Origin of the sequence: Curtobacterium sp. WHRI 8282, from assembly GCF_040223925.2 — a bacterium.
GTDB classification, from domain to species: Bacteria; Actinomycetota; Actinomycetes; order Actinomycetales; family Microbacteriaceae; genus Curtobacterium; species Curtobacterium flaccumfaciens.
In genome coordinates, this window is sequence record NZ_JBEHCD020000001.1 from 541151 (window position 1) to 560425 (window position 19275).

General features: G+C 72.1%; 23 protein-coding genes. 6 read left to right on the forward strand and 17 right to left on the reverse strand.

Features of this window, described 5'->3' with window-relative positions; translation table 11 throughout:
• Positions 1-90 precede the first annotated feature (90 nt).
• Positions 91-963 (reverse strand): hypothetical protein, encoded by an 873-nt coding sequence (locus ABRP24_RS02630; RefSeq protein ID WP_349847656.1) that lies wholly within the window; start codon positions 961-963, stop codon positions 91-93.
• A gap of 18 nt (positions 964-981) precedes the next feature.
• Positions 982-1803 (reverse strand): alpha/beta fold hydrolase, encoded by an 822-nt coding sequence (locus ABRP24_RS02635; protein WP_051597007.1) that lies wholly within the window; start codon positions 1801-1803, stop codon positions 982-984.
• A gap of 210 nt (positions 1804-2013) precedes the next feature.
• Between ABRP24_RS02635 and ABRP24_RS02640 the strand changes: the two genes are divergently transcribed.
• Positions 2014-2580, forward strand: a complete 567-nt coding sequence (locus tag ABRP24_RS02640; protein WP_349847655.1) for a hypothetical protein — start codon at positions 2014-2016, stop codon at positions 2578-2580.
• 9 nt (positions 2581-2589) lie between these two features.
• Complete coding sequence (locus tag ABRP24_RS02645; protein WP_138802081.1) at positions 2590-3183, forward strand: TetR/AcrR family transcriptional regulator; 594 nt, start codon at positions 2590-2592, stop codon at positions 3181-3183.
• A gap of 39 nt (positions 3184-3222) precedes the next feature.
• Here the strand turns inward: ABRP24_RS02645 and ABRP24_RS02650 are convergent, their stop codons facing one another.
• From ABRP24_RS02650 to ABRP24_RS02665, 4 genes are read right to left on the reverse strand one after another with little or no spacing between them, the layout of a single operon-like run.
• Positions 3223-3483 carry a type II toxin-antitoxin system RelE/ParE family toxin gene (locus tag ABRP24_RS02650; RefSeq protein WP_017885834.1) on the reverse strand — a complete coding sequence of 87 codons (261 nt, stop codon included), beginning with the start codon at positions 3481-3483 and terminating at the stop codon, positions 3223-3225.
• Positions 3480-3740, reverse strand: a complete 261-nt coding sequence (locus ABRP24_RS02655; RefSeq protein WP_027466775.1) for a type II toxin-antitoxin system Phd/YefM family antitoxin — start codon at positions 3738-3740, stop codon at positions 3480-3482. The genes ABRP24_RS02650 and ABRP24_RS02655 overlap by 4 nt, the downstream gene beginning before the upstream one ends.
• Before the next feature lie 28 nt (positions 3741-3768).
• Positions 3769-4281, reverse strand: coding sequence for a methylated-DNA--[protein]-cysteine S-methyltransferase (locus ABRP24_RS02660; protein WP_071245560.1), 513 nt, complete (start codon positions 4279-4281; stop codon positions 3769-3771).
• On the reverse strand, positions 4278-5870 hold the full coding sequence (locus tag ABRP24_RS02665; RefSeq protein WP_349847654.1) for an AlkA N-terminal domain-containing protein: 1593 nt from the start codon (positions 5868-5870) through the stop codon (positions 4278-4280). The genes ABRP24_RS02660 and ABRP24_RS02665 overlap by 4 nt, the downstream gene beginning before the upstream one ends.
• A gap of 89 nt (positions 5871-5959) precedes the next feature.
• On the opposite strand from ABRP24_RS02665, the gene ABRP24_RS02670 reads away from it, so the two are divergent.
• A complete protein-coding gene (locus ABRP24_RS02670; protein ID WP_349847653.1) occupies positions 5960-6544 on the forward strand; it encodes a molybdenum cofactor biosysynthesis protein in 585 nt (194 codons plus the stop codon).
• Positions 6545-6583: 39 nt separating this feature from the next.
• On the opposite strand, the gene ABRP24_RS02675 is transcribed toward ABRP24_RS02670, so the two are convergent.
• From ABRP24_RS02675 to folE, 5 genes are all read right to left on the reverse strand, one after another.
• Complete coding sequence (locus tag ABRP24_RS02675; protein WP_071245566.1) at positions 6584-7126, reverse strand: type 1 glutamine amidotransferase domain-containing protein; 543 nt, start codon at positions 7124-7126, stop codon at positions 6584-6586.
• Between the two features lie 682 nt (positions 7127-7808).
• Positions 7809-8462, reverse strand: coding sequence for an HAD-IA family hydrolase (locus tag ABRP24_RS02680; protein WP_349847652.1), 654 nt, complete (start codon positions 8460-8462; stop codon positions 7809-7811).
• 56 nt (positions 8463-8518) lie between these two features.
• Entirely contained in the window at positions 8519-9268 is a 750-nt protein-coding gene (locus ABRP24_RS02685) for a pyrimidine reductase family protein (RefSeq protein ID WP_349847651.1), read from the reverse strand.
• Complete coding sequence (gene folP, locus ABRP24_RS02690; protein ID WP_214521985.1) at positions 9265-10185, reverse strand: dihydropteroate synthase; 921 nt, start codon at positions 10183-10185, stop codon at positions 9265-9267. Before folP ends, ABRP24_RS02685 begins: the two co-directional genes overlap by 4 nt.
• Positions 10182-10793, reverse strand: a complete 612-nt coding sequence (folE, locus tag ABRP24_RS02695; RefSeq protein WP_214522049.1) for a GTP cyclohydrolase I — start codon at positions 10791-10793, stop codon at positions 10182-10184. The genes folP and folE overlap by 4 nt, the downstream gene beginning before the upstream one ends.
• Before the next feature lie 157 nt (positions 10794-10950).
• Between folE and ABRP24_RS02700 the strand changes: the two genes are divergently transcribed.
• Positions 10951-12426: an NCS2 family permease gene (locus ABRP24_RS02700; protein WP_349847650.1), complete on the forward strand. Its 1476-nt coding sequence runs from the start codon at positions 10951-10953 to the stop codon at positions 12424-12426.
• 147 nt (positions 12427-12573) lie between these two features.
• On the opposite strand, the gene ABRP24_RS02705 is transcribed toward ABRP24_RS02700, so the two are convergent.
• The 3 genes from ABRP24_RS02705 to ABRP24_RS02715 all read right to left on the reverse strand — a co-directional run bounded on the left by ABRP24_RS02705 (position 12574) and on the right by ABRP24_RS02715 (position 13878).
• A complete protein-coding gene (locus ABRP24_RS02705; RefSeq protein WP_349847649.1) occupies positions 12574-13026 on the reverse strand; it encodes a hypothetical protein in 453 nt (150 codons plus the stop codon).
• Positions 13027-13065: 39 nt separating this feature from the next.
• On the reverse strand, positions 13066-13314 hold the full coding sequence (locus tag ABRP24_RS02710) for a hypothetical protein (protein WP_349847648.1): 249 nt from the start codon (positions 13312-13314) through the stop codon (positions 13066-13068).
• 99 nt (positions 13315-13413) lie between these two features.
• Positions 13414-13878, reverse strand: coding sequence for a prevent-host-death protein (locus tag ABRP24_RS02715; RefSeq protein WP_349847647.1), 465 nt, complete (start codon positions 13876-13878; stop codon positions 13414-13416).
• Positions 13879-13981: 103 nt separating this feature from the next.
• On the opposite strand from ABRP24_RS02715, the gene ABRP24_RS02720 reads away from it, so the two are divergent.
• On the forward strand, positions 13982-14245 hold the full coding sequence (locus ABRP24_RS02720; RefSeq protein WP_349847646.1) for a hypothetical protein: 264 nt from the start codon (positions 13982-13984) through the stop codon (positions 14243-14245).
• A gap of 26 nt (positions 14246-14271) precedes the next feature.
• A complete protein-coding gene (locus ABRP24_RS02725; RefSeq protein WP_349847645.1) occupies positions 14272-14787 on the forward strand; it encodes a DUF1697 domain-containing protein in 516 nt (171 codons plus the stop codon).
• 107 nt (positions 14788-14894) lie between these two features.
• Here the strand turns inward: ABRP24_RS02725 and ABRP24_RS02730 are convergent, their stop codons facing one another.
• From ABRP24_RS02730 to ABRP24_RS02740, 3 genes are all read right to left on the reverse strand, one after another.
• Positions 14895-15662 carry an SDR family NAD(P)-dependent oxidoreductase gene (locus ABRP24_RS02730; protein WP_349847644.1) on the reverse strand — a complete coding sequence of 256 codons (768 nt, stop codon included), beginning with the start codon at positions 15660-15662 and terminating at the stop codon, positions 14895-14897.
• A gap of 187 nt (positions 15663-15849) precedes the next feature.
• Positions 15850-18360, reverse strand: coding sequence for a glycosyl hydrolase family 65 protein (locus ABRP24_RS02735; protein ID WP_349847643.1), 2511 nt, complete (start codon positions 18358-18360; stop codon positions 15850-15852).
• A 73-nt stretch (positions 18361-18433) separates the two neighbouring features.
• On the reverse strand, positions 18434-19201 hold the full coding sequence (locus ABRP24_RS02740) for an HAD family phosphatase (RefSeq protein WP_111056544.1): 768 nt from the start codon (positions 19199-19201) through the stop codon (positions 18434-18436).
• Between the last annotated feature and the right edge of the window lie 74 nt (positions 19202-19275).

Genomic DNA, 19275 nt, shown 5'->3' on the forward strand with positions numbered 1-19275 from the left:
GACGGTGCGTCCAGGGCCGCGGCGCGACGGCGGGGTGCGGTTGCGGAGTGCGGTCGCAGAGTGCGGTTGCGGAGTGCGGTTGTGGTCGCGTCAGCGGCCGGCGCGCCAGTCCGCCAGGAACCGGGCGCCGGCCTCGTCGTGGATCACGCCGTCGGGGGCCGTGAGCACCGGGTACGGCGTGGTCGGCACCCCGTCGGCGGGACGGACGTCGACGTGGGCGACCTCGTGGCCGTGGGCGTGCAGCCAGTCCGCCATGGCGTAGTCGCTGCGGGAGTCCCCCACGGTGCGCCAGGTGACCGGGAGCTCGCCGTCCTGCCCGAGGAGCTCGAGCGAGCGCTCGGCCCCGAGGTCCTTGCCGCTGCGGTCGGACTCGACGTCGGTCGAGATGATCGTGGGGTCGATGCGCCACTGCACGGCGCCGTCGGCGTCGGGGCGGACGTCGTCGAGTCGGCGGACACCGAGCCCGCGACGCTCGAGCGCGGCCATGGCCTTCGCGTCGAACTCCGGCTGGCGGGCCAGGTAGGTGGCGTTCGGCACCTCGACACGCTGCTCGATCGACACCATGGCGCGCTTCGTCTCGTCGAAGAACACCAGGTCGGCGTACTCGTCGCGGACCAGCTCGCGCATCTCGTCGGCGTAGTCCCGCGGCAGCGCGAGGTCCTCGGCGACCGTCAGTTCGCCCATGCCGCCGTCGTACTGCGGACCGATCGAGCACCACACGGCGCCCTTCTCGCAGACCGCGTGGACCCGCCCGCCCTCGGCGAGGCCACCGGCGAGCAGCGGGCCGACGACCTCGGAGCGGATGAACGCGTCGCTGCGTCCGGTGTTGAAGACGATCGGGATGCCCTCGGCGGCGAGCGCGACGATGTCCGCGACGATGCTCGGGATCGCGATGGTGCGGGAGACCGGGCTGGCGATGGGCCCGTCGACGTCGAGCAGGAGACCGAGGCGGGGTGCGTTCACCCGCCCATCCTCTCGCAGTCAGCTGCTGGGCGAGACGATCCGGCTCCGGACGCGGTCGATCAGGGCTCCGAGGGCCGCCGGGGCGGGGACGTGTCCCTGCCCGGGCACCTCGGTGTACTCCGAACCGGGCACGGCGTCGACGAGGGCGCGGGCAGCACGACGCATCCACTCGAGTCCGTCGCCACCGGCGCCGACGAGCACCGGCACCCCCACTGCGGCAGCGACGCGCTCGGGCACGGCGAGGCCGTTCAGCACACGGACCTCGCGGCTGAGCACGTGGGCGTCGACGACCAGGGAGCGCCAGAGCGACCCCTTGAGCCGCAGTGCCGTGACCTGGCCCATCGGGACCCCGAGCACCTGGGTCAGGAACCCGCGGACGGCCTGGGCCCGGCGGCCGGCACCGACGTGTTCGTCGAGCAGGTCGGCGAACACGACGTCGTCGGCGTGGGGGTCGACCGAGGCGCGGTACGGCGGTTCCCACAGGACTGCACCGTCGACGGGCAGTCCGGTGGCGAGCCCGTGCAGGACGACGCCGGCGCCGACGCAGATGCCGACGGCGGTGGTCGGTGCGCCGATGCTCTCGACGACGGCGCGCAGGTCGTCGACCTCGCGCTCGATCGCCCACGTCGCGGAGTCACCGCTGGCACCACGGCCACGGCGGTCGTAGGTCACCACGCGGTGGGTCGAGCCGAGCTCGGCGACCACGCGGTCGAGGTACGGGGTCCCCCGGTGGTCGAAGGCACCGCCCACGACGACGACCGCCGGCCCGTCCCCCGCCTCGGAGACGGCGATGGTGGTGCCGTCGGAGGAGACGACCGTTCGGTCGACTGGAGGGAGCATGGGGTCCTTTGCGAGCTGTCGACGGCGATGCGTCGGGCCTCGGAGGGGACCGTGCGGATTACCGGTCCTCCGAGTGTCGCAGGCGTGGAAGCCCGTGTCTCCCCCCGCTTCCAGGGGCAGAACCCCGTCGCTCGACACCGGGGTTGTCGCCGTGCCATGCTGTTTGAGTACACCTGTACTCACACGATCACCGCCACTGCACGGGGAACCATGACACTCATCGCCATCGTCGCCTGCGAGATCGCCTTCTGGGTCGCGATCCTCGGCGGCCTGACCACCCGGTACCTGCTGCGACGGCCGCGGACGGGTGCGGCGATGCTCGTCGCGGCACCCGTGATCGACGTCGTGCTGCTCGCGGTCGTCACGGTCGACCTGCTCGGCGGTGGGACCGCGTCGTGGCACCACGGGCTCGCGGCGATCTACATCGGCTTCTCGGTCGCGTACGGGCACCGGATGATCGCGTGGGCGGACGTCCGGTTCACGCACCGGTTCGCCGGCGGTCCGGCACCGGAACGCCTGAGTGGACGGCGGTACACGGCCCGGTGCTGGGGCGACGTGCTGCGGACCGGGCTCGCCGTGCTGATCGCCGGTGGGATCATCGGCGGACTCGTCCTCGTCGTCGGCGACCCGGAGCGCACGGACGAACTGCAGGGCACGGTCGCACTGCTCGGGGTGGTCCTGGGCGTCGAACTGCTGTGGGCGATCAGCTACACGATCTGGCCACGCCGAGTCACCACCGCAGCCGCGGACCCGGCCAGCGCGTCGAGCCGGCCGTAGGCTGACCCGGTGCCCCGCCGTGTCGACCTCGAGGAACGGGGATCCCTGGTGGCCGCGGCCTGCCTGCGGATCCTGGAGCGGGACGGCCTCAGCGCACTGTCCGTGCGGAACGTCGCGGACGAGGCCGGCATCGCCCCGGCGTCACTCCGCCGCGTGTTCCCGACGCAGGACGCCCTGCGCGAGCACTGCCTGACGATCATCGAGGAACGGGTCACCGCTCGGCTCGCCGCCCTGCGTTCGACGGGTCGTGCGCTCGCACTGGACGTCCTCGCCCAGGTGCTGCCGCTCGACGCTGAGCGCACGACCGAGATCCTGGCGCAGGTGCAGCTCGGCGTGCTCGCGCGCACCGACGAACACCTGGCCGCGAGCGCCCGACGCCTGAACGACGGGGTCAGCCGGGTGTGCACCCGGGCGCTGGAGATCCTGCGCGAGGACGGCAGCTTCGGTGCCGATCGCGACCTGACCGATGAGGCGGACCGGCTGCACGCGCTGATCGACGGGCTGGCGATCGAGCACACGTGGGACCCGACGGCACGTGCGCCGGAGCGGGTCCTGGCGCTCGTCGAGCTGCACGTGGACAGCCTGCGCGGCGCGATCGGCTGACGACTGACGACTGACGGCTGACGGCTGACGGCTGCCGGCTCAGCGGTCCCGGTAGACCTCGCGCCGATGCCCAGCGTCGACGACCACCACGACGAGCTTGCCGTCGTCGATCCGGTAGATCAGTCGGTAGTCCCCCGAGCGGACTCGCCATCCGGGCCGGTTCACGAGCTTGCGTGCGGCGGGTGGCCGGGGGTGCTCGGCGAGGATCGCGAGGAGCCCCTCGATCCGCCGCCGTCCGTCGAGCGGGAGCTTGCGGATGACGCGTTGCGCGGCCGGGATGACCTCGACCGAGTACGTCACCCGAGGCCGAGTTCGCGCTTGAGGTCGTCCCACTTGACGTTCTCGCCACCGATGCGGGCACTCTCGGCGACGGCTTCGTCGTAGGCGACCAGGTCGTCCAGGTCCTCCGCCGCCTCGAGCAACCGGTCGAGGACGGCCGCGTCGACCACGGCAGCGACGCGCTTGTTCCGCCGGGTCAAGTAGACGGGTTCGTGACGGGCGTCGTCGATGATCGACGCCAGACGGCCACGGGCTTCGGAGATCGACACTTCGCTCACCTGTACATTCTAGAGTGTTTTGTACAAATCAGACGAGTGCCGTGGTGCCGACTGACTCCCGTTCGAGCAGGGAGCGCTTGACGTCGAGGCCCCACGCAAAGCCCCCGAGCGTGCCGTCCGAGCGCAGCACCCGGTGGCACGGGACGAAGAGCGCCGGGGCGTTCCGGGCGCACACGCTCGCCGCCGCCCGCACCGCGTCGGGCCGGCCCATCGCCGCCGCGAACCCGGTGTAGGTCAGGGTGCCGCCGGCGGGGATCCGGCGGAGCTGGCGCCACCCCTCGGTGAAGAGCTCGGTGCCGAACTGCCGGACCGGTACCTGCATGGCGTGCTCGACCTCGCCCGAGTAGAAGGCGTCGACGGCCTCGGCCGAGGCGACCACGCCGTCGAGCACGCGGTCGGGGCGGTGGCGGTCGGCCAGGCGGGCGAGGATCCGCTCGACGGAGTCGGTCCACCCGGAGGCGAGGACCCTGCCCTCGGCGTCTTCGAGCACGGTGAACGGCCCGTCGGGGGTGTCCAGGGTCTGGATGGTTGCGTCGGTCATCGGTCGTCCTTCCGGGGGTCCTCGGGGGCACGCGCTGCACGGGCGCCGGCGGTCGCGGTCATCGCGCGGTCGATGATCGGTCGCCAGCAGTGCATCGTGAGGTAGCTCCGCCAGGGGGCCACCTGCTCCGACCATAGGGAGAGCTCACGCGCCGTACCGGGCAGCCCGAGTTCCTGTGCACCGTTCCGCACGGCGAGGTCGCTGTGGAGGAAGATGTCGGGGTGGTGCCGGACCCGCAGCGCGACGTAGTCGGCGGTCCACGGCCCGATGCCCTTCACCGCGAGCAGTCCGTCGCGCAGGTCACCGAGGGACTGCCCACTGTCCACCACCAGGGACCCGTCGGCGAGCGCGGCGGCCACCCGCAGGATCGTGTCGACGCGGGCGGCCGGGCCACGCAGGACCTCGTGCCCGCGTTCGGCGATCACCGCCGCGGACGGGAACAGCAGCCCGCCGGGCCGGATGGCGTCCGGCACCGTCGCTCCGAGTGCGGCCACGAGCCGGGTCTGCGCGGTGCGCGCCGCGGCCACCGAGACCTGCTGCCCGATCAGGGTGCGGAACACGATCTCGTGCGCGTCCACCGCGCCGGGGAGCCGGAGACCGGGCACCCGGGTGACGGGTCCGGCGAGCTCGGGCACGGCCCCGAGGACGGCGTCGACGGCGACAGGGTCGGCGTCGAGGTCGAACAGTGCCCGGACACGCGCCACGAGGGCCGGCAGGTCGGAGAGGTCGGCGACCCGCACGCGCAGGTCGATCCCGGTGCCCCGCCCGGCCACGTCGGGGACGGCGGCCGACGCGGTGAACCAGCCCGGGCCTCCCGGCAGGTCGACCAGCCGCCCGTACGACGTGACGCGGCCGGCGGGGTCGGTGTCCACCTGCTCCGTGCCCGGCAGGGCGTGCAGCGCGTGCCAGTCGAGCAGGCCCTGCGCGTCGAAGGGTGCCCGGGCCGGCAGGTGGACGCGGAGTGCGCCGTCGCCGCCGTCCGTGGCACCGTCGACTCCCCCGGACCGGCGTGCGCGGAGCTCGGTCGGGGTGACGGCGAAGACCTCGCGAACGGTGTCGTTGAACTGTCGGACGCTGGCGAACCCCGCGGCGAACGCGACGTCGGCGACGGGCAGGTCGGACGAGGTCAGCAGGGTCCGCGCGGTCTGCGCCCGGTGCGCCCGGCTGAGCGCCTTCGGCCCGGCGCCCAGCTCGGCCGTCATGATGCGGTTGAGCTGCCGCTCCGAGTAGCCCACCCGCGCGGCGAGCCCGGGCACGCCGTCGCGCTCGACGACACCGTCGAGGACGAGCCGCATCGCCCGGCCGGCGACGTCCTCGCGCAGGTCCCACTCGGGGCTGCCGGGGGTCGCCTCCGGCAGGCAGCGCTTGCAGGCGCGGAAGCCGGCCAGGTGCGCTGCGGCGCTCGTGCGGTAGAAGGTGACGCCCGAGACCCTCGGCGTGCGGGCCGGGCAGCTGGGCCGGCAGTAGATGCCGGTGGAGTGCACGGCGGTGACGAACTGGCCGTCGAAGCGCGCGTCGCGCGAGGCGACGGCGCGGTGCCGTTCGGCGTGCAGCGCGTCGGGCTGCACGTCGGTGTCCGGGGTGGTCATGGGCTCAGCCTGACATGGGCCGCCGACGTCGACTGGCGGGAATCGGACGGAGCAGCGCACGGCCGGGAGGCCCGGCTAGCGTTGGCCGCGTGACTTCCGCAGACGACGTGGCCGGTCTCGACGACCTGCCGTTCCGGACCGAGGTCGAGGTCGCGCTGCTGCTCGTCTCACCGCGGCACCGGTACGAGGGGCGCCCGGCCGACGGCGCGCTGCCGATGGCCGCGGACGATCCGGACGAGTCACGCGACCGGATCGAGCTGCGGGCCGGGCTGGGCATCGTCGGCGACCGGTACTTCGCGGCCCGGGCGCACGTGCACGCCTCGGTCACGGTGATCGGCCTGGAGGGGCTCGAAGCCGTCGGTCAGGCGATCGGCGCCACCGTCGACCCCGCTGCGACCCGCCGGAACGTGTTCCTGCGGGGCGCCGACGTCGAGGCACTGCGGGGCGAGCCGTTCTCGCTGGAGAGCGTGACGCCGGACACGGGTGACGGACCGGTCCGGTTCCGTGGCTACCGCGCGGCGAACCCCTGCGCCTGGATGGACCACGAGGTGGCACCCGGGGCGTTCCGGGCGATGCGGGGTCGGGGCGGCGTGCGGTGCGACCCAGAGTCCGACGGTGTGCTCACCCTCGGACCCGCGGTGCTCCGCACGGCCCGCCCCGTGGCGCTCGGCTGACGCGGTCGCCGAGCGGCGAGACGCTCGTCGGCGCAGTGCTCAGGCGGTGAGGGCGCTCTCGATCGCGTCGACGAACGCCGGCAGGTCGTCCGGGGTGCGGGAGGTGATGAAGCCGCCGTCGACCTGGACCTCCTGGTCGACCCACTCGGCTCCGGCGTTGCGCAGGTCGGTCTGCAGCGACGGGAAGGACGTGACGGTCTTGCCCGACAGCACGCCCGCCTCGACGAGGGTCCACGGACCGTGGCAGATCGCCGCGACCGGCTTGCTCGCCTCGGCGAAGGCCTGCACGAGCGTCGCGGCGCGGGACTCCTGTCGCAGCGTGTCGGCGTTGATGGTGCCGCCGGGGATCACGAGGGCGTCGAAGTCCTTCGCGTCGACACCGGCGATGGTGGTGTCCGGCTCGAGCGTCTGCCCCGGGTCCTTGTCGCCGACCAGCGTCTGGATCGTGCCGGTCTCCTTCGCCGCCACGGTCACCGAGGCACCGCGCTCACGCAGCTGCTCGGTGGGGACGACGATCTCGTCCTGCTCCACGCCGTAGTTCGTCGTGATGACGAGGATCTTCTTGCCGTCGAGGGTTGCCATGATCGCTCCTTCCGCGGCCCGGTCGTTCCGGCCGCACACCCGAGGGTCGTCGGCGTCGGCTGGGCAGGCGTGCAGGGGCGGGTGGGGGGGTCCGGTCGGGCGGTCGGGCGGTCGGGCGGTCGAGCGGTCGGGCGGTCGGGCGGTCGCAACACCCCGCTCACGTCCGCCGGGCGGTCGTGGACCGTCGGCTGGCGGCGGCGCAGCCGACGGTTCCTGACCACTGGGCGCAGGCCGGGCGGGGAGTCCTGACCGACGGGCGAGGCGCCGTGGACGCGCCCACGGCCGGCCTGGAGGCACGGTGCCGGCCCGCCACGGGCCTCCAGGCCGCCACCGGCCGGTCGCAACACCCCGCTCACGTCCGCCGAGCGGTCACGAAGCGGCGGCTGGCGGCGGCGCAGCCGACGGTTCCTGGCCACTGGGCGCAGGCCGGGCGGGGTGTCCTGACCGACGGGCGAGGCGCCGTGGACGCGCCCACAGTCGGCCTGGAGGCACGGTGCCGGCCCGCCACGGGCCTCCAGGCCGCCACCCGGCCGGTCGCAACCCCCCGCTCACGTCCGCCGCGCGGTCGCAAAACGTCGGCTGGCGGCGGCACAACCGACGGTTCCTGGCCACTGGGCGCAGGCCGGGCGGGGCGTCTTGACCAGCCGGCGGGCCGACGCGCCAGGCAGGACGGGCGCCGCGCTCAGCCGCGGATGCGGAAGGCGTCACCGTCGCGCTCGACGGTCAGGCCGTCGTACCCGTGGACCCGGTGCAGGCCGGCCGTCACCGGGTGCTCGAGGGGCCCGACGACGACCGTGGTCGCGCCGGAGGCGATGGCGGACTCGAGTCCGGCCGGGGCGTCCTCGAACGCCACGCAGTCGGTCGGGTCGACGCCGAGCAGGGCAGCTCCGCGCAGGTAGCCGTCGGCGTGGGGCTTGCCGTGCTCGACGTCCTCCGAGGGGACGAAGGCCTCGGGCACGGCGAACCCGGCGGCCACCATCCGGCCCGCGGCGAGGTCACGCGGGGCGCTGGTCACGAGGGCCACCGGGACACCGAGTTCGACGAGTCGCTGCACGAAGGCGACGGCGCCGGGGATCTCGAGGATGCCCTCGGTGCTCGCGGTCTCCTCGGCCACGAGCTCCGCCGCGATCCGCTGCTGCTCGGCCAGGGGCAGGTCGGGCAGGAAGCGCCGCAGGGTGTCGATCGCCTGCCGCCCGTGCGAGAACGCGAGGATCTCGTCGGGGTCGATGCCGTTCGCGTTCCCGAACCGGGTCCAGGTCGCCTCGACCACCGCGGTCGAGTCGACGAGGGTCCCGTCCATGTCGAAGAGGACCCCGGACGCCACGATGTCGATCACGCGCCCGACCCTAGTCCACGGGCGTCAGCGCGCCCCCGACGCCCGCACGGGCGGTGTCAGCGCACCCGGACGTACCGGGTGAGCAGCACGCCGCCGGCGCCGAGCAGCACGTGCGCCGGTCGCATCCGCCGGAGCTCCGGCGACGACCCCCGGGCGATGCGCGGCCCCGCCCCGCCCTCGAGCGACGGGTCGATCGTCAGGGTCAGCTCGTCGACGGCGTCCGCGGCGATGAGTGCTCCGAGGAACGACGGCCCGCCCTCGCAGTGGATCATCCCGAGGCCACGGCCCGCCAACAGCCCACGGATCCGTCCGGCGTCCACCGAGTCCGGGTCGTCGTCCGCGCTGCACGCCACGACGTCCGCGACCTCGGCGAGCGCCCGGGCCTTCGACGACGCAGCCGCCGTCGCCGAGGTCAGGACGATCGGGCGCACCGGTGCCTCGGTGAACACCCGCGACGTCGGGTCGAGCGACAACGACCCGGTGACGATGGCGAACACGGGGTGGTCCGGCTTGCCGTGCGCCCGACGCCAGGCGACGTCGGCGTCGTGCAGGACCATCGGCCCGTAGCCCTCGTCGCGGACGGTGCCGGCGGCGACGAGCACGACGTCGGCCACCCGCCGGAGCAGGTCGAAGACGCGCAGGTCGTCGTCGCCGCCGAGCGACCCGGACACCCCGGCGGCCGAGGCCGAACCGTCCAGCGTGGCGACGAAGTTCACGCGGAGCCAGGGGGCCCCGGCGTCGGCGGTGTAGAGGTCGAGCAGTTCGTCGTCGGACAGGTCCGCGATCGACGGGGGCAGGACGTTCACGTGTTGTGCCTCGATTCCACGGGGGTGCGCCATCCGAGCGTGGCCTCGACCATGCGCATCGCGTCGACGCTCTCGGCGACGTCGTGCATCCGGACGATCCGGGCGCCGAGCATCGCGCTCACGGTCGCCACGGCGAGCGATCCGGAGAGCCGTTCACCGCGGGGGCGGCCGAGCGACTCCCCCACGAAGTCCTTGTTCGACACCGCGGCGAGGACCGGGTAGCCGAGCGCGACGACCTCGGGCAGTCGACGGGTGAGCTCGAGGGTGTGCACGGTGTTCTTGTGCAGGTCGTGGCCCGGGTCGACGATGATCCGCGACTCGGGGATGCCCGCGGCGAGTGCCCGGTCGACCCGTTCGCGCAGGAACGCGACGACCTCGCCCGCGATGTCGCCGTACTGCGGCGGCGCCGGCAGGGGCCGTCGGGGTTCGGCGAGCGAGTGCGTGATGACGACGGTGGCGTCGGAGTCGGCGACCACGGCGGCCATCCGCGGGTCGGACAGGCCGGTGGTGTCGTTGACGACGGTCGCCCCGGCCGCGATCGCCGCCGCGGCGACCTCGGGACGGAAGGTGTCGACGCTGATGACGACGTCGGACTGCTGGGCGAGCTGCTCGACGACGGGCACGACGCGGTCGATCTCGTCGGAGGCGGGCAGCTCCGGGCCGGGGGCGAACTTCACGCCGCCGATGTCGACCCAGTCGGCGCCCTGTTCGGCGGCGCGCACCGAGGCGGCGACGGCCCGGTCGAGCTCGAAGGTGGCGCCGCGGTCGTGGAACGAGTCGGGGGTGCGGTTCACGATCGCCATCACGGCGATGCGGTGGTCGAAGTCGATCGTGCGGCGGCCGAACGTCCGGACCGGGTGGCGCAGGTCCGGCACGACCCAGCCGGGTCCGGCCGTGCCGTCGGGGAGGCCCGTCATGCGTCCGCCCCGGCACTCGCGTCGTGCCCGGCGTCGGTCGCATGCCCCGCGCCGATGAGCGCGATCGCCTCGGCCCGTCCCGCCGTGTCGGCCAGCGAACCGGTCGCCGCCACCGTCACGGTCGTCGAACCGGTCTGGCGCTCCCCACGCGTCGTGACGCACTGGTGCTGCGCGTCGAGGACCACCAGGACGCCCTCGGCGCCGAGCCCCTCGGCGATGGTGGCGGCGACCTGTTCGCCGAGCCGCTCCTGCAGCTGCGGACGGGAGGCCACCGCGTCGAGCACCCGCGCCAGCGTGCCGAGCCCGATGAGGCGATCGCCCGGAGCGTACGCCAGGTGCGCGACCCCGAGGAACGGCAGCAGGTGGTGCTCGCAGACGGAGCGGAACTTGACGTCGCGGACGATGACGAGTCGACCGCGCTCACCGTCCTCGGCGTGCACGGTGCCGTCCCGGGCGATGGCGACCGCGTCGGTGCCGATCCCGGAGAAGAACTCGGCGTACGAGTCGGCGACACGGGAGGGGGTGCGGGTGAGTTCCGGGCGGTCGGGATCCTCGCCGATGGCGAGCAGCAGCTCGCGGACGGCGGCCTCGACACGGGCGCGGTCCATGGGTGACGTCACCCGCTCATCCAACACCAGCCATGGCCGGAGAACGCGGGCAGACGCCCAGCGCGAGGTGCGCGATCCGCGTGGAACGGGCCTCCCGGCTGTCACAACCTGTGAGACCGGTGTGACACGCCCGAAACCCAGCGTCCTTTAAACTCTCGTGGTGAGCGCCCCGCAGACCGACACCACGCCCCGGAACCGCTTCGCGACCGGCCTCGATCGATTCTTCTCCATCTCGCAACGCGGATCGTCGATCCCCCGCGAGGTCCGCGGTGGCCTCGTCTCGTTCGTGACGATGGCGTACATCGTCATCCTGAACCCCCTCATCCTCGGCGGGTTCAGCGCCGACCAGGCCGCCAAGGACGTCAGCGGCGGATGGCTCGAGAACGCTCAGGTGGCCGCGGCGACCGGTCTCGTCGCCGGCGTGATGACCATCGCGATGGGCATCATCGCGAACCTGCCGTTCGGCATCGCCGCGGGGCTCGGGATCAACTCGTTCCTCGCCGTCAGCGTCGTGCACCAGGTCACCTGGGCCGAGGCGATGGGCCTGGTCGTCATCAACGGTGTGATCATCGTGATCCTCGCGTTGACCGGCATCCGGACGATGATCTTCACCGCCGTCCCGGCACAGCTGAAGGCCGCGATCACGGTCGGCATCGGCCTGTTCATCGCGTTCATCGGGCTCGTCGACTCCGGCTTCGTGCGGTCCTCCGGGCTCGCGTCGCCGCCGCTGCAGCTCGGCGAGGACGGCTCCGTCGGCGCCCTGCCGACCATCGTGTTCCTGATCGGCCTGATCATCATCGGCACGCTCATGGCCCGCCGGGTCAAGGGTGCGCTGCTCATCGGCATCGTCGCGACCACGATCATCGCGATCATCCTGCAGGCGATCTTCCAGGTGCCGACCTCGGTCGACTCGAAGACCGGCTGGAACCTCAACGCCCCCGGCCTGCCGAGCGCACTGTTCGCCGTGCCGGACCTGTCGCTCGTCGGCCACGCCGACGTCTTCGGTGCCTTCACCCGCATCGGCCCGCTCGCCGCGTCGATGCTCGTCTTCACCCTCGTCTTCACGAACTTCTTCGACGCCATGGGCACCATGACCGGTCTCGCCAAGGCCGCCGGTGTCGCGAAGCCCGACGGCACGTTCCCCCGCCTGAAGTCGGCGCTCGTCGTCGAGGGCGTCGGCGCGATCGCCGGTGGTGGCGCGTCGGTGTCGTCGAACACCGTCTTCATCGACTCGGCCTCCGGCATCGGCGAGGGCGCCCGCACGGGCATGGCCTCGGTCGTCACCGGCCTGCTGTTCCTGGCGTCGATGTTCCTCACGCCGCTCACCCAGGTCGTCCCGCTGGAGGTCGCCGCCGCCGGGCTCGTCGTCGTCGGTGCGCTCATGGTCGCGCAGGTCGCGGACATCTCGTGGTCGGACTTCGGCTCGGCCCTGCCGGCGTTCCTGACGATCGTCGTCATGCCGCTGACCTACTCGATCGCCAACGGCATCGGCGCCGGCTTCATCAGCTGGGTGCTCATCAAGCTGCTGTCCGGCCGTGGCCGTGAGGTCTCGTGGCTGCTCTACGTCGTCGCCGCGGGCTTCCTGCTGTACTTCGCGCGGGGGCCGCTGGAGGCGCTGCTCGGCGTCGGCTGAGGCATTCGTCCGAGCTTGCTTCGGCACGGTTCGGTTCTGCACAACCGAAGACGGCTCGCGCCACGGGATCCCGTGGCGCGAGCCGTCTTTGGTTGTGCGACGGCGGGCGAGGGACGCGGCCGGCCGCGTCGGCCTGGAGGCCCGTGGTCAGTCCGGCAGGTCGCTCGGCGTGGCCTCGTGGTGGCGCTGGTCCTGGGTGCGACGGTCTTCCTTCATGCCCGCCTCGAACAGGTGGCGACGGCCCTGCACGAGCTCGTCGCGCGCCGTGCGCTCGAGCTCCTTGGCGAGGGCGTAGTAGCCGTCGTCGTAGTCCTCGACGATCTGGAACGTCCAGCGGCCCGCGATGACGTTGCGGCCCACGAGTTCGGTGTCGATGCGTTCGGCGAGTTCGGTGTGCCCGGCCTTGCGCAGCTGCTCGACCGCCTCACCGAGGTTCAGGTCAGCGGTGCCGGTCAGTCGGTGGAACCCGTAGAGCAGGCCGCGGGCGTGCTCGATGACCTCGACCGCGGCGGACAGGCTGCCGAGCGCCTCGACCGTGGCCTCGGACACCCCCTCGGGAACCTGGTGCTGCTCGTCGGGGCCCTGTGCGTCGTTCGTCATGGGTCCCGTCTACACGACGGCTGCCGAGGCCGAGCGCAGTCACTTCGTCTGGTTGGGGTGGTGGGTGTGCACGTCGGTGATGCACACCGCCCGGTCATCCACGTCGACCGTGAACCAGATCCGGGCGCCGCGCTTCAGCTCGAACTGACGACGCGTCCACTCCCGGCCGGAGTGCCGAATCACGCCGATTTCCCCGCGAAGGGCGTGGCAGGACAGGTCCTCGGTCAACGGATCCGTGGTCAGCCGATCCCAGGCGGCAGCGACTGCGTTCCGCTGCACCGCCACCACGTCGCGCCACCCTGTTCCGCGCCGCGCGTCCCGAAGACGATCGTGTACTCCGTCGAACGGATCGGCCGGGGGACCCCGCCGCGCCGGCCCGCTACCGCGTCAGGGCTTCTCGACGCGGATCGGCTCAGCGAGGATCTCCGGCTCTCCGGTGTCCCAGCCCGCTGCGATCGCCTCGGCGCTGTTGCGCCACGCCTGCATCTCGAGCAGGAGTCTGCGCGGCTGCCGGAGCGAGAACGAGCCACGGGCGACGTCGACGATCTCCCGGGCGAAGCGCTGCTGGTCTGCGGCGCTGAGGAGCTTGATCCACGGGTACGGGATCGCCAACCGATCGTGGAGTGGCAGTTGCTCGTTGAGCGTCACCGCTGCGATGAGCTGCGCCGCGATGTCCAGGACCGCCTCGTCGTCGTCGGACCGTTCCTTCGTGGTGAGGACGAGGGGCTTCCCGTCGCGACGGGTGACCTCGAGCGGGGCTTCTTCCGCGGCGGCGAACACCTGCTTGGCGTGGCGGGAGAGGTCAGAGGACTGCACCGACCGTCGGGATCGGGGCGGAGCAACGAGCGTCATGGATCGAGCCTATTCAGAACGTGTTCTGAACGCAACGGTCGGTTGCGACGTCGGAGGTCGACATCTACCATTCGAACACACGTTCGAATGAGGAGACCCGATGATGATCACCGACACGGCCGCCACGGTGTGGTGGGCCGAGGGCACGCCGACCCGGCTGGTGTGGGCAGGACGGCGCTGGCGGGTGAGCGACACCCCCACCCGGCTGACCGTGACGCGCGCTGAACTGCCCACCGCGATCACCCATGCGCCCGAGCGCACCGTGGGCGGGCGGTTCCAGGCGACCAGCGACGACGACGGCGAGGCCCTGGTGGTCGACATCGTGCCGCAGGGCACAGGCTGGGGCGTGGCCCGGACGTGGACGTGAGCGGCCCGGACCGCTACCGTCCGGACATGGACAGGTGGGTGGCGCTGCTGCGCGGCGTCAACGTGAACGGCATCACGATCCGGAGCGCCGAGCTCGCGGAGCTCTTCCGAGGGCTCGGGTTCGACGACGTCCGCACCGTGCTCGCCTCGGGCAACGTCGTGTTCTCCGCCGACGTGCCCGCCGAGCAGCTCAAGACGTCGATCGAGCAGGGGCTGCGCGACCGCTTCGGGAACGACGCCTGGATCGTGCTCGTCCGGCACGACGCCCTCGCGGCCGTGGTCGACGGTTTCCCCTTCGCGCGTTCCGACGAACGGCACGACTACGTCGTGTTCGGGTCCGACGACGGTGCGCTCGACGCGTTGGTCGGGGACGTCGAACTCGACGAGTCGGTCGAGCAGGTCGCCCACGGCGACGGGGTCGTCTACTGGTCGTGTCCGAAGGGTTCGAGCACCGACACTGCGTTCGCCAAGCGGGCCGGCGCCGCACGCTTCAAGCGCACGACGACGACCCGCAACACGAACACGCTGCGGAAGCTCCTGTGACGCTCGTGCACTCGAAGCGGGCCGAGACTCGCTCCCGCGGACGATCCGGGCGTTCCTGACCGCCCGAAGTGTCCGCCGCGCCGAGTCTCCGCCGACGCCGGGGTGGCTCAGGCCTGCGGCGGCTGCCCGTTGCTCGCCATGGTGCCGCCGTCCACGGGTAGGACCGCACCCGTGATGAACGAGGCCGCGTCGCTGGCCAGGAACAGGATCGCCTCGGCGACCTCGGCAGAGCGGCCCCCGCGGCCGAGGGCGATGCGCTCGGTGAACTTCGACTGCAGGGCCTCGTCCTCCGCCTGCTCCTGGGTCAGGTCGGTCCAGATGAGTCCCGGAGCGACGGCGTTCACGCGCACGCCGAACTGCCCGTTGTCGAGTGCAGCGGCCTTGGTGAAGTTCGTCACGCCACCCTTCGCCGCGTTGTAGGGGCTCATCCGCCAATCGGCGTCCTCACCGGAGACCGACGACGTGTTGACGATCGACCCCTTCGTCTCGCGCAGGAACGGCAGGGCCGCCCGGGTGCCGTAGAACACACCGGACAGATCGGTCTCGATGACCCGGCGCCACTCGTCCGTGCTGATGTCGGTGATGTCGCCCGAGCTGAAGGTCCCGGCGTTGTTCACCAGGACGTCGAGCCGGTCGAAGCGGTCGATCGCCGCCGAGACGACGGTCTCCCAGTCCTCCGGGCTCGCCACGTCGGCGTGCAGGGCGACGACCCGGTGCGTCGGCAGGGAGTCACCCACCGCGCGGACCTTCTCCTCGACGCTGTCGGTCAGCACGACCGACGCGCCCTCGTCGATGAGCGCCCGCACCGTCGCCTCACCGATGCCGGACCCAGCGCCCGTGACGATCGCGACCTTGCCCTCGAACCGCTTGCCCATGATGTCTCCTCTCGTTGCACGAACCGTGCCCGGGGAGACGCCATCGACCCGAGGGGCACGGCAGACCACGGTGCCCCGGGCCGACTGGACGCGTTCGGAGGCGCCGGGAACACCCCGGGGACGCAGGTCGCCCCGGCCCCGCGAGGCGGAACCGGGGCGACGTGCGACTGCGGCGCAGGGACGGGCGTCAGCCGGTCGAGTCGTCGAGGTCGAAGTCGCGCTCCAGTGAGATCGTCGGGATCGACGCGGTGATGACCGAGCCGTCCGCCCGCAGCGTGCCCTGGATGTCGCTGGTGGTCGGGGCGTGCCCGGACATGCGCGGCCCGTGGTGCGGCAGCGGCACCACGGTGGGCTCCCCGGCCTCGATGTCCCACTGCTGGTTGTGCACCCACACCGTGAAGCCCGAACCGGTCTCGACCGTGAGGGTCATGGCTTCCTGCTCCAGGTCCACCCGGACCCGCGACCCGCGCACGGTCAGACGGTAGGACAGCCGGTCCCAGTGCTTCGGCAACCGCGGGTTGAAGGTCATCCGACCACCGTGGTCGCGCATGCCCCCGAAGCCGTTGACGAGCGCACCCCAGATGCCACCGGTCGACGCGATGTGCACGCCGTCCGAGGTGTTGCCGTGCAGGTCCGCCAGGTCGACGTAGAGCGCGGTCTGGAAGTACTGGTCGGCCAGGTCGTGGTACCCGACCTCGGCCGCCATGATCGACTGGACGACCGCGGACAGAGTCGAGTCACCGGTGGTGAGTGCGTCGTAGTAGTCGAAGTCACGACGCTTCTCGGCCGCCGTGAACTCGTGCCCCTGCAGGAACAGCGCGAGCACGACGTCGGCCTGCTTGAGCACCTGGAACCGGTAGATCACCAGCGGGTGGTAGTGGAGCAGCAGCGGGCGCTTGGACTCGGGGGTGTTCTCGAGGTCCCAGAGTTCCTTGTCGAGGAACTGGGCGTCCTGCGGGTGGATGCCGCGGTGCGGGTCGAACGGGATCTCCATCGACTCGGCGGCGTGCTCCCACTCGACGAGCTCGTCCGGCTGCAGGCCGGTCCGGCGCACCATGCGGTCGTACTCTTCGGCGTCGTCGGCGGCGAGCTCGCGGCAGGCGTTGACGGCGAACCACAGGTTCGCCCGCGCCATGACGTTCGTGTACAGGTTGTCGTCGACGACGGTCGTGTACTCGTCCGGCCCGGTGACGCCGTCGATGTGGAACTTCTTGTCGCCGTTGGACCGCCAGAACCCGAGGTCGGCCCAGAGCCGGGCGGTCTCCACGAGCACGTCGATGGCGCCGCGCTTCAGGAACTCGCGGTCGCCCGAGGCCCGGACGTACTGCATGAGCGCATGCGAGATGTCGGCATCGATGTGGTACTGCGCGGTGCCGGCGGCGTAGTACGCGCTGGACTCTTCCCCGTTGATCGTCCGCCACGGGAACAGGGCACCGCGCTGGTTCAGCTCGCGGGCCCGAGCCCGTGCCGCGTCGAGCATGTTGTAGCGGAAGCGCAGGGCGTTCCGGGCGACGATCGGCGCCGTGTACGACAGGAACGGCAGGACGTAGATCTCCATGTCCCAGAAGTAGTGGCCGCCGTAGCCGGAGCCGGTGACGCCCTTCGCGGCGATGCCGTGGCCGTCGGTGCGGGCGGTGGCCTGCGCCAGCTGGAAGAGGTTCCAGCGGACGGCCTGCTGGATCGCGGGCTGACCGGCGATCTCGACGTCGCTGCGGGCCCAGTAGTCGTCGAGCCAGTCGCGCTGCTTCGCGAAGGTCTCGTCGACGTTCTCGGCGTGCGCGCGGTCGAGCGTGCGGTCGCACCGGTCGGCGAGCTCGCGCACGGGCACCCCGCGGGAGGTGTGGTAGACCACGTGCTTCACGAGCCGGATGGGCTGCCCCGCGCGGGCCTGCACCCGGTAGACGTGCTTCGCCAGGTCGTCCTCGATCGAGGACGACTCGTCCCAGCTGTTCTCGGTCTCGATGTGGTGCTCGACGCCGACGCAGATCGTCATGCCGGAGCTGGACGCCTGGTACCCCAGGACCGAACGGCCGCCGGTGCTGCGCTTGAGCTTCGGCACGAGCACCCGCTCGGTGAACGACTCGGCCTTGCGCGGGTCGAAGGCGTTCGCCGCGGCCCGCATGCCGGCGTGGTACTCGTCCTGCACGTCCTGGCGGTTGAGGATCTGGCTGGACAGCAGGATCGAGGCGTCCGCGTCGAGCACGGTGACCTCGTAGTCGATGACGGCGAGGTGCCGGTCGGTGAACGACACGAGTCGACGTGCCCGGATGAGCACCCGCTTGCCGGACGGCGTCGACCACTCGGTCTCGCGGAACAGGTAGCCGTCGCGGAACTCCAGCCGGCGGGTGTGCCGGAGGATGTCGGCCTCGGCCAGCACGAGCGGCTCGTCGTCGACGTAGAGGCGGATGACCTTGGCGTCCGGCGCGTTGATGATCGTCTGCCCGGTCTTCGCGAAGCCGAAGGCGTCCTCCGCGTGCCGGATCGGCCAGGTCTCGTGGAACCCGTTGATGTACGTGCCGTACTGCACGCCGCCACGGCCTTCGTCGAGGTTGCCGCGCAGGCCGAGGTACCCGTTGCCGACGGCGAAGTTCGTCTCGGCGACGCCCTGCTCGTCGGGGGTGTACTCGGTCTCGACGAGGGCCCACTCGTCGATCGGGTAGCGGACGCGGTCGAGGGGGTCCGAGGTGATGGGGTTCATGCTGCTCCGTGGGAAGGGAGGGAGATGGGTACGTCGGTGCGGCCGGCAGGTAGGGAGTGTCCGGCCGGGTGGCCTACGTCGTGCTGGTGGCCGGTGCGGGCAGCTCGTCGATGAGTTCGGCGAGGTCGGACACCACGACGTCGGCACCGTGCTCGCGCAGGGCGTCCGCCCCGGCGCCGCGGTCGACACCGACGACGAGACCGAACGAACCGTTGCGGCCGGCTTCGACCCCGCTGGTGGCGTCCTCGACCACGACGCACTCGGCGGCGGTGAGCCCGAACCGGGTCGCCGCGTCGAGGTAGGTGTCGGGCGCGGGCTTGCCGGTCAGGCCGTCCTGGCGCGCGACGAGCCCGTCGACGACCACCGGGAACCGGTCGAGGATGCCCGCCGTCCGGAGCACCGAGGTGGCGTTCGCCGAGCTCGAGACGACCGCGACGGACAGTCCGGCGGCGATCGCGGCGGTCAGGAACCGCAGCGAACCCGGGTAGGGCTCGACGCCGTGCTCGTCGAGCTCGGCGGTGAACTCCGCGTTCTTCCGGTTGCCGAGCCCGCACACCGTGTCGGTGTCGGGCGCGTCGTCGGGGGTGCCCTGCGGCAGGTCGATGCCGCGCGACTCGAGCAGCGAGCGTACGCCGTCGTAGCGGGGCTTGCCGTCGATGGAGGTGAAGTAGTCCTGCTCGGTGTACGGCGCCACCCCGTGCGCTTCGAGGTACGGCGTGAACAGTCGACTCCAGGCCCGCATGTGGACGTCGGCGGTCGGGGTGAGCACGCCGTCGAGGTCGAACAGGAGCGCGCGCTGGTCACTGAGTCGAGCGGGCGTGCGGTGGTCCTGCGTCGTCATCTGCGGTCCTCCGGGGACTGGTGGTGGACGTGTGGCTCCCGACGAGTCTAGGACCGCTCCAGTCCGGACGTTCC